This window comes from Parvibaculum sp. (assembly GCF_049672805.1).
Classification (GTDB): domain Bacteria; phylum Pseudomonadota; class Alphaproteobacteria; order Parvibaculales; family Parvibaculaceae; genus Parvibaculum.
Map to the genome: position 1 here is coordinate 1 of NZ_JBATWS010000332.1, position 8,538 is coordinate 8,538.

Below are 8,538 nucleotides of genomic sequence, written 5' to 3' on the forward strand. Positions count from 1 at the left end.
AATATGTGCTCTGTGCCGCGCAATGGGCCTCGACGCTGAAATATGAAGACGCGCTTTTTGGCAGCGCTTCCGATTATGCCGCGCTTTACGAGGCGACCTACAATCATGTCGCGCCCTATCAGGCAGCTGAGTCGAGTGCGGCGGTGCAAGTCTTTGCGGATGCCTTTGAACGGGCGGGTACGCTGGAGCCGGATGCCGTGCGCGATGCACTGTCGCAGACCGACATGCAGACTTTCTATGGTCCCATCAGGTTTGATGAGACAGGGAAGAATGTGTCAAAGCCCACTGTTCTCTTTCAGATTCAGGACGGAAAATATGTAGTCGTCTATCCGCGCGAATTTGCCGAAGGCGAATTGCGCTGGCCGACGCCGCCCTGGTCCGAACGCTGACAGGAAGGGTCGATCCTGCGTGCTTGATAATCTTTCCCTGTTGTTTGAGTTTCCGCCTGTCGCGCTTGATGTGGTGCTGAACGGGCTTCTCATCGGCGCGATCTTTGCGCTGGCGGCCTATGGCATGGCGCTTGTCTGGGGTGTACTCAACATCGTCAATGTCGTGCAGGGCGAGCTTGTCGTGCTGGGCGGCTATATCACCTTCGTTGCCGTGCAATGGGGTGTGCCGCCGCTTGCAGGGCTGCCGCTTTCATCTGCGGTGATGTTCTGCGTCGGATGGCTCATCTACAAGGCGGTGATCTTCCGTGTGGTGGACCGCGATATTTTCATTTCGATCCTTGCGACTTTCGGCCTTTCAATCCTGATCCAGCAGCTTGCCAATGCCGTATTCGGCTCGGATGTGCGCACCGTCGATGCCGATCTCGGTTCCATTTATTTCCTTGATGGCATGGTGACGCTCTCCGTTGTGAAGCTCCTTGCGTTTGTTCTGGCGCTCGGTGCCGGTGCGGCGCTCTGGTTCTTTCTCGGCAAGGCGCGGCTCGGGCAGGCCATCCGCGCGACGGCGCAGAATCCGCGCGCGGCGCGCATTCTGGGCATTGATACGGACCGTGTGTTCGCCGCCACCTATGCGCTCAATGCGGCGCTGTGTGGTGCGGCGGGCAGCCTTGCCGTGATGGCCTGGACGATCCATCCCTATCTCGGCCTTCCCTATACGATCCGCTCCTTCATGGTTGTGGTAGTGGCAGGTGTCGGCAATGTCGGTGCCGTCATTGCGGCGGGTCTCGGTCTTGGCGCACTTGAAAATGTTGCGGGCTTCGTGCTCGGCGTCGAATTTCAGATCGCCTTTGTGTTTGCGCTGATGGTCGTCATCCTCGTCTGGCGGAGCATCCGCGCGGCGCGCAAGCGGAGCTATCTCGAATGAGTGGCGACAAGGGATTGCAGCACATAAAGGACTGGCATGTGCTGGTAGCGCTTGCGCTGCTCGGGCTTGCCGGGCCGCTTGTGTTGCCCTCGCTCATCACGCAGATCGCCTTTCTCTGGCTCATGGTCACATTCGCCGTGACATGGGACATGCTGGGCGGGCGGATGGGCTACAACTCTTTCGGCAATATCGTCTTCTTCGGGATTGGCTGTTATGCCGCTGCAGTAATCCAGCGTGATGCGGGGCTTCCCTATTTCGAAGGGCTTGCGCTTGGCACTGCGGCGGGGGCGGTGGTTGCGGTGGCGGCGGCAGCCCTTTTCGGTGCAGCATTGCTCGGCATTCGCGGACATTACTTCGCCATTGGCACGCTCGGCCTTTCCGTTGCAGCGGCGGAGATCGCGGCGGGCTGGGATTATGTTGGTGCGGGTTCAGGTCTTGCGCTGCCGCTTTATCCCGGCGCGCTGGGAGAGCGCGAACTCTTTTTTGCCTATGCGCTCTTTGGGGTTGCGGCCTGCTGCTTCCTTTTTTGCCGATGGCTCTATGCGACGCGTTTCGGCCTCGCGCTCAATGCCATTCGTGACGATCACGACAAGGCGGATGCGATGGGACTGCGCACCACGCCAATCAAGATTTTCACCTGGTGCATCTCCGCCTTCTTCCTTGGCATTTCAGGCGCGCTGGCGGCCAATATGATCGGTTTCATAGATCCGCGTGACGTTGCCTTTGCCGGGGCGACATTCGGTGTGTGGATGGTGCTGATGGCCATTCTCGGCGGCAAGGGCACGCTCTGGGGGCCGGTGCTGGGCGCTTTCGTGTTTCATGTCACGCAGGAGCTTTTCTGGACATGGCTGCTCGGTTGGCAGCGTGTTGCGCTCGGTCTTCTCATCGTGGTCATCGTCGTTTTCTTCCCGCAAGGCATCATGGGCTGGATCGCAGAACGGCGCGCGCGGAGGGAGGCGGCATGACCCTGCTTCTCGATGTGCAGCATGTGACGAAGCGCTTTGGCGGTGTCGTTGCCAATAACAATGTCTCGCTCTCGGTCAAGACGGGCGAGATTGTCGGGCTGATCGGACCGAATGGCTCGGGAAAGTCCACACTCTTCGGCTGCATCGCCGGTGTTCATGCGGTGGATGAGGGCGACATTTTCTTTGAAGGAAAGTCGATCCGTCATTTGCGCACGGCGCCAATCGCACGGCGGGGGCTTCTGCGCACCTATCAGCAGACACGCATTTATGGCGCGATGGACTGCATGGAAAACATGGCCATCAGTGCGCGTGAGGCGCAGGGCGGGCTGGTTGCGCTGTTGAAGCCCGTGCCGCCGGCGAGCAAGCGGCGCGCAGAAGATCTGCTCGGCTTTGTCGGGCTTTACGACAAGCGCAATGAAAAGGCGGGAAACCTGAGCTTCGGCCAGCAGAAACTTCTCGAATTTGCGATGGCGCTGATGAACGAGCCGAAACTCTTGCTGCTCGACGAGCCGACAGCGGGCATCAACCCGACGCTTATCAACGGGCTGATCGACAGGCTTCGCCGCGCCAATACGGAACTGGGCGTTACGCTTCTCGTCATCGAACACAATATGCGCGTCATCATGAATCTGGCGCATCGCATCACCTGCCTTGCACATGGGCAGGTGCTGGCTGCGGGCACGCCTGCAGAAGTGCGCGATGATCCGCGCGTGCTTGACGCCTATCTCGGGGTGGCGTGATGGCGGAGAAGGACGCACCGAAGGGGCCAAGGCTTGCCGGTGGCTATGGCGAGGGGGGTGTCGATACGCTGCTCTCCGCCAGCGATGTTGCGCGCGAGGCGGAGGCGATTGCGCGTGCGGTGCCGCGCGCGGAAATTCTGAGCCTCGCAACCGAGCCTCTGCTCACGCTTGACGCGCTTCATGCGGGCTATGGCGCGATGGAGATACTTCATGGCATCGATCTCGCCGTGGGGCAGGGGCAGAGCCTTTGCCTTGTGGGGCCGAATGGTGCGGGCAAGTCCACCGTGCTGCATTCGATCTTCGGCTTCACGAAAATTTCTTCCGGCCGCATCATGGCAGGCGGGCGCGACATCACGCGGCTCACGCCGAGCGAGAAGCTCCGCGACGCAGGCATTGCCTATATTCTTCAGGACAATTCCGTCTTTCCCGACATGACGGTGGAAGAAAACCTGCTGATGGGCGGCTATCTCCTCGCCAGCAGCGCCAAGGCGCATGAAGCGGCGGAGCGGGTGTTCGCGCGTTATGACCGGCTGGCGAAGCGGCGTGGGGAGCGCGCGCGGGTTCTGTCGGGCGGGGAGCGGCGACTTCTCGAAATCAGCCGTGCGCTCATCATGGACCCGAAGGTGTTGCTGGTGGACGAGCCTTCCATCGGCCTTGAGCCGCGCATGATCGACATGGTGTTCGAGATTCTGACCGATCTCAAGCGCACCCATGGCAAGACCATCATCATGGTCGAGCAGAATGCGAAACGCGGGCTCGACTTTGCCGATATAGGCTATGTACTGGTGGCAGGTCGCGTGGCGCTGGCGGGCGAGGGGCGCGCGCTTCTCGACAACCCGGATGTAGGACGCCTCTTCCTCGGCGGCTGACCCTTCCCCGAATTGGCGGAAATCCGCCACTGAAGCTGAACGCCAGATGAACGGGAATGACATTAACCGTTCAGCTGCATCGGCTCATGCTCTCTCGCAAGGGTACGTATCGAATCGAAATCGAGAGGTCAGCACCATGTGGAAGATTGTAGCTTCTGCCGGTCTCGCCACGGCCCTTGGCTTTGCCATGTTGCCTGCATCTGCCGTTGCGATGCCCGCAAAGCCCGCCATCAGCCTGCCGGAGTCAGGGCTTGTCACGCAAGTGCATGGGCGTCATCACCACCCTCACAGCAAGCATGATCATCATGGCAAGCGGTATTACCGCCCACCGCCTCCACCGCCGGCTGTGTATCACCATCATCAGGTAAGGCCGTGGACTTACTGGCGCCCTTATGTGATGCAGCACCATTACCATTCTTTCGGTGCGCCCGTTTATTACAAAACCCATCCGCATTACGGCCCCTATTACCGGGTGCGGGCGCATGACCATTCAAATGTGGCGCTCTGGCTCGGCATCAGCGCCATCACCGGCGCCATTCTCTTCTCGCATTACTGATTGAGGGGAGCCACGGAGAGGGCCCCGCTTCGGCGGGGCCCTTTTTTTGTCAGGGCCGCATGGTTGTCCGGTAGGGGCCGAGACTGATGCTGCGACGCGGCTCCGTCCAGTCGAGCCAGTCGCAGAGTTTCGCCCGTGTCTCGCGCGGATCAATCAGTTCGTGAACTGAAAAACCTTCTGCGCGCGGGAAGGGGGACTGACCGGCAGCAAGTTTGGCTTCGAGTTCTGCGCGCAGGGCTTCCGGGTCTTCCGCTTCTGCAAGCTGGCGGGCGAAAGCAACCGCTACACCGCCTTCCACGGGAAGCGCGCCTGTCGCGGCGCTTGGCCAGGAGAGAACATATCCTTCCGGCCCGAAATGCGCCGCGCCCGCAACGCCAAAGACCTTATGCACGATCACGCTTGCCCAGGGTACGCGGCTCTGCATCACGGCCGCAATGGCGGCGGTGCCGTGGCGAATGGTTGCCGCTTTTTCTGACGCCGATCCGATCATGAAGCCAGGCTCATCCACGAAGGAGAGGATTGGCAGGTGAAACGTGTTGCACATATCGACAAAGCGGCGAAGCTTCTGCGCGGCATGTGCCGTCATCGCGCCGGCATAGAAGTGGCAGTCATTCGCGATCACGCCGACGCTCACGCCATTGAGCCGCGCCAGCCCGGTGATGAGCGAGGGGCCGAAGCGCTTTGTCATTTCAAAGAAGCTGTCCCTGTCCACCACCGCTTTCACGATCTTGCGCATGTTGAAGGGTTTGCGCGCATCCCTCGGTACGATGGAGAGAAGCGCCTCTTCTGCGCGGTCGCGGGGGTCATCTGTTTCGATGCGGGGCGGTAACTGCCAGACATTGTCGGGCATGTAGGAAAGGAAGCGCGCGACCTGGTTCAGCGCTTCTTCCTCGCTTTCCGCCACATTGTCGATCACGCCGGAGCGCGCATGAACATCCGCGCCGCCGAGTTCCTCCTTGGTCATGTGTTCATCAAGCGCACGGGCAACGATTTTCGGGCCTGCGATCAGCACCTGTGCATCTGCCGCCATGACGGAGAAATGCGAGGCGACAAGGCGGGCGGCGGGCATGCCTGCAACTGCGCCAAGTGCGGCGGTCGCCACCGGCACTTCGCCGAGGACTTGCGTGATCGAGCGAAAGCGGGGTGTTGCAAAGACGGGGTCGCCCAGTGGTCGCGTATTACCCTTGCCCGATGAACCCGCCACGCTGCCGCCCGCGCCTTCATGCAGGCGTACAAGCGGCACCTTGTAGGTGAGGGCGAGTTCTTCGGCGTAAACACTTTTTCGCAGGCCCGCCGGGTTGGGCGAGCCACCCTTCAGCGTGAAATCTTCCCCGCCGACAGCGATGCGCCGCCCGTTCACCGTGGCGAAGCCGAGCACATAGTTTGCGGGTTCGAAATCGATGAGATTTCCCTCTTCATCGAAATGAGGAACGCCTGCGCCTTCGCCCATTTCACGGAAGCTGCCCTTGTCGGCCAGTGCTGCGATGCGCTCGCGCACGGTAAGGCGCCCCCTGGCGTGATGGCGCTTTACCGCTTCCTCGCCGCCCTGCCGCTTCGCCAGTTCGCGGCGGCGCCTGATTTCGTCGGTTTCCTTTTGCCAGCTCATCGGTAGGGCTGCCTCCTTTTTCGACATTGGCCGAGTCTAGAGGATAAGGCTGCTGATCCCCAAGGCTGTTGACCCTCCTGCGGCAGTGCTATGATGCTCTGCAAAGCAAAACGAGAGACCGGTCAAATGGCGGGCGGAAAATCGGACATATCTGCGGCGAGCGCGGCAAAGCGCGCCGAGGACGAGATCGAGGCGATTCTGAGGAAGGTTTTCACATCAGATTTGTCGCTTGGCGCGGTGCTGAAATTCGTTCATCCGGGCGCAGGTGTTGTCGTGATTGACGGGCGGAAGGTACCGAACGAGGTGCATCGCCGCGACGTGCCGGCTGATTGCACGGTGCATGTCGATGCACTGCTCAATCTCTCGATCCTTCAGGGCCATGTCGATCAGAACACGGCTTTCCGGCAGGGCAAGATCCGCATTGTAGGGGATGTCAGTGTTGTCACCCGGCTTCGTCCTTTGATGATGCGGCAGGCAAATGCCGCGGGCAGCGGGGCGCGCGAGTGACAGCGCCGGTTATCATCATCCCCGAAAATCCGATGCCGGAGGGAGGCGAAGCTTTCTGGCTCAAGGCGCATGATGGGGCGCGGCTGCGTGTGGTCACATGGGCAAGCGATGATGTCTCGCGCGGCACGGTTTTTCTCTTTGGCGGGCGAACGGAGTTCATCGAGAAATATTTCGAAGTGGTGAGTGAGCTGCGCCAGCGCGGTTTCTCGGTCGTCACGATGGACTGGCGGGGCCAGGGGCTTTCGGAGCGCATGCTGGCCGACCCGCGCAAGGGCCATATTGACGATTTCTCGACCTATGACCGCGATCTTGCGCGGCTGATGGAAGAAGTTGCCCCGCGATTCCCAAAACCGTGGCTCGGACTGGCACATTCAATGGGCGGGCAGATTCTGCTGCGCGCGGCGCATGACAGGCCGGACTGGTTTTCGCGCATAGTGCTGTCCGCGCCCATGTTCGGATTGCGTTTCACGCCCACGCTGATGCGCGTCATACGCGGCCTGACAGGGCTTCTGCGCTTCCTTCGTCGCAACGGGGATTATGTGCCGGGCGGCACCGACAAGGCGATGGATGAAGCACCGTTTGAGGGCAACATTCTCACGCATGATCCCAAGCGCTATGCCCTCACACAGGCGCTCATCCGCAAGGAGCCGATGCTCGGCCTTGGCTCGACAACGGTTGGCTGGCTGCATGCGGCCTTCCGCACCATTGATGAGACATCGCGGCCCTATTATCTCGCCGCCATTCAAACACCCATGCTGATTTTCGAGGCCGGGCGCGATGCGCTTGTGGCACCGGAAGCGCTCGCCCGTGCGGTCGAACATATGCCGAATGCGCGGCTTGTTTCCGTGCCGGAGGCGCGGCATGAAATATTGATCGAGTGCGATGAATACCGGGCGATCTTCTGGAAGACGTTTGATGAGTTCATCGCAGGCGGCTGACGCCGCTTGCGAGAGATCAGCCGATGGCAGCAGAGAGAAGTTCCACTGCTTCTGCATGAAGTTCGGGCGTTGCGGCTGCCACCACATGGCCGCCTGCCTGCGGATCGCCGCCCGTCCAGCTTGTGACGATGCCGCCTGCATTTTCGATGATCGGGATGAGCGCCTGAATGTCGTAAGGCTCAAGCGCGGCTTCGACCACGAGGTCGATCGTTCCAGCAGCAAGCAGCGCATAAAAATAGCAGTCGCCGCCAAAACGGCGCAGGCGCACCTTTGACGAGATTTCGCGGAAGGCTTCCTTCTCCACCGGATTGATGAACATGCCGGCATCCGTGTTGCCGAGCTTTGCGTCTGCAAGCCTGATGCAGTTGCTGGTCTTGAGCGGCACCGTGCCGCGCGGGCCGATCAGCGTGGTGCCGCCGGGTCGCCCGACAAAGCGCTCGCCAATATAGGGCTGGTCCATCACGCCGATGACGGGCCGTGTGCCATCATTGAGTGCGATCAGCGTTCCCCAAAGCGGGACACCGCAAATAAAGCTCCGTGTGCCATCAATCGGGTCAAGCACCCAGGTGAGGCCGCTTGAGCCTGTGTGCTTTCCATGCTCTTCGCCGAAAATGCCATGATCCGGGTAGCGCGCGGTGATGAGCTTGCGAATGGCGGCTTCGCCTTCGCGGTCTGCTGCCGTGACCGGATCGAAGGCATATTTTCCGCTTTTGTGGTCAACATCGAGACCGGCGCGGAAATAGGGCAGCGTCACCTCTGCAGCCGCATCGGCAAGCTCAAGGGCGAAAGTGGCGAGTTCGTCGATGTCCTGAGAAGAAAGCATGGATACCTCTTTGTAAGCGCCCTCTTATAGCCCTGATACCTCGGAACGGAAATCGTACCTCAGATACGGTAGGTGCGTGCTGCCGTATCATGGAAGAGATGACGCTTCTCCTCCGCCGTGAAGCCGCTCGCGATTGTCTTGAAGGCGTTCCAGAGCACGCCATAGGAGCAGGAGAGCTTGTCCACGGGGAAATTGCTTTCAAACATGCAGCGATCCGGCCCGA

At 60.6% G+C, this 8,538-nt stretch carries 11 protein-coding genes; 8 read left to right on the forward strand and 3 right to left on the reverse strand.

Annotation, left to right across the window (positions count from 1 at the left end):
- From WBF74_RS10505 to WBF74_RS10530, 6 genes are all read left to right on the forward strand, one after another.
- A partial coding sequence (locus WBF74_RS10505; RefSeq protein ID WP_424439255.1) for an ABC transporter substrate-binding protein occupies positions 1-389 on the forward strand: 389 nt, incomplete at its 5' end.
- A gap of 19 nt (positions 390-408) precedes the next feature.
- Positions 409-1,311 carry a branched-chain amino acid ABC transporter permease gene (locus tag WBF74_RS10510; RefSeq protein WP_424439258.1) on the forward strand — a complete coding sequence of 301 codons (903 nt, stop codon included), beginning with the start codon at positions 409-411 and terminating at the stop codon, positions 1,309-1,311.
- Complete coding sequence (locus WBF74_RS10515; protein ID WP_424439261.1) at positions 1,308-2,276, forward strand: branched-chain amino acid ABC transporter permease; 969 nt, start codon at positions 1,308-1,310, stop codon at positions 2,274-2,276. Before WBF74_RS10510 ends, WBF74_RS10515 begins: the two co-directional genes overlap by 4 nt.
- Positions 2,273-3,016 carry an ABC transporter ATP-binding protein gene (locus WBF74_RS10520; RefSeq protein ID WP_424439264.1) on the forward strand — a complete coding sequence of 248 codons (744 nt, stop codon included), beginning with the start codon at positions 2,273-2,275 and terminating at the stop codon, positions 3,014-3,016. Before WBF74_RS10515 ends, WBF74_RS10520 begins: the two co-directional genes overlap by 4 nt.
- Positions 3,016-3,885 (forward strand): ABC transporter ATP-binding protein, encoded by an 870-nt coding sequence (locus WBF74_RS10525; protein WP_424439267.1) that lies wholly within the window; start codon positions 3,016-3,018, stop codon positions 3,883-3,885. The genes WBF74_RS10520 and WBF74_RS10525 overlap by 1 nt, the downstream gene beginning before the upstream one ends.
- Positions 3,886-4,021: 136 nt before the next feature.
- The gene (locus WBF74_RS10530; RefSeq protein WP_424439270.1) at positions 4,022-4,441 is read left to right on the forward strand and encodes a hypothetical protein; all 420 of its coding nucleotides are present in this window, start codon (positions 4,022-4,024) and stop codon (positions 4,439-4,441) included.
- 49 nt (positions 4,442-4,490) lie between these two features.
- Here the strand turns inward: WBF74_RS10530 and WBF74_RS10535 are convergent, their stop codons facing one another.
- A complete protein-coding gene (locus WBF74_RS10535; RefSeq protein ID WP_424439273.1) occupies positions 4,491-6,047 on the reverse strand; it encodes an acyl-CoA carboxylase subunit beta in 1,557 nt (518 codons plus the stop codon).
- 126 nt (positions 6,048-6,173) lie between these two features.
- On the opposite strand from WBF74_RS10535, the gene WBF74_RS10540 reads away from it, so the two are divergent.
- Together WBF74_RS10540 and WBF74_RS10545 are read left to right on the forward strand one after the other, a co-directional pair.
- Positions 6,174-6,554, forward strand: coding sequence for an SCP2 sterol-binding domain-containing protein (locus WBF74_RS10540; RefSeq protein ID WP_424439276.1), 381 nt, complete (start codon positions 6,174-6,176; stop codon positions 6,552-6,554).
- Positions 6,551-7,492, forward strand: coding sequence for an alpha/beta fold hydrolase (locus WBF74_RS10545; RefSeq protein ID WP_424439280.1), 942 nt, complete (start codon positions 6,551-6,553; stop codon positions 7,490-7,492). Before WBF74_RS10540 ends, WBF74_RS10545 begins: the two co-directional genes overlap by 4 nt.
- A 16-nt stretch (positions 7,493-7,508) precedes the next feature.
- On the opposite strand, the gene hisN is transcribed toward WBF74_RS10545, so the two are convergent.
- Both hisN and WBF74_RS10555 read right to left on the reverse strand, forming a co-directional pair.
- Positions 7,509-8,315 (reverse strand): histidinol-phosphatase, encoded by an 807-nt coding sequence (gene hisN, locus WBF74_RS10550; RefSeq protein ID WP_424439283.1) that lies wholly within the window; start codon positions 8,313-8,315, stop codon positions 7,509-7,511.
- Between the two features lie 59 nt (positions 8,316-8,374).
- Positions 8,375-8,538 (reverse strand): amidohydrolase family protein (locus tag WBF74_RS10555; RefSeq protein WP_424439286.1); only part of this gene is annotated, 164 nt, incomplete at its 5' end.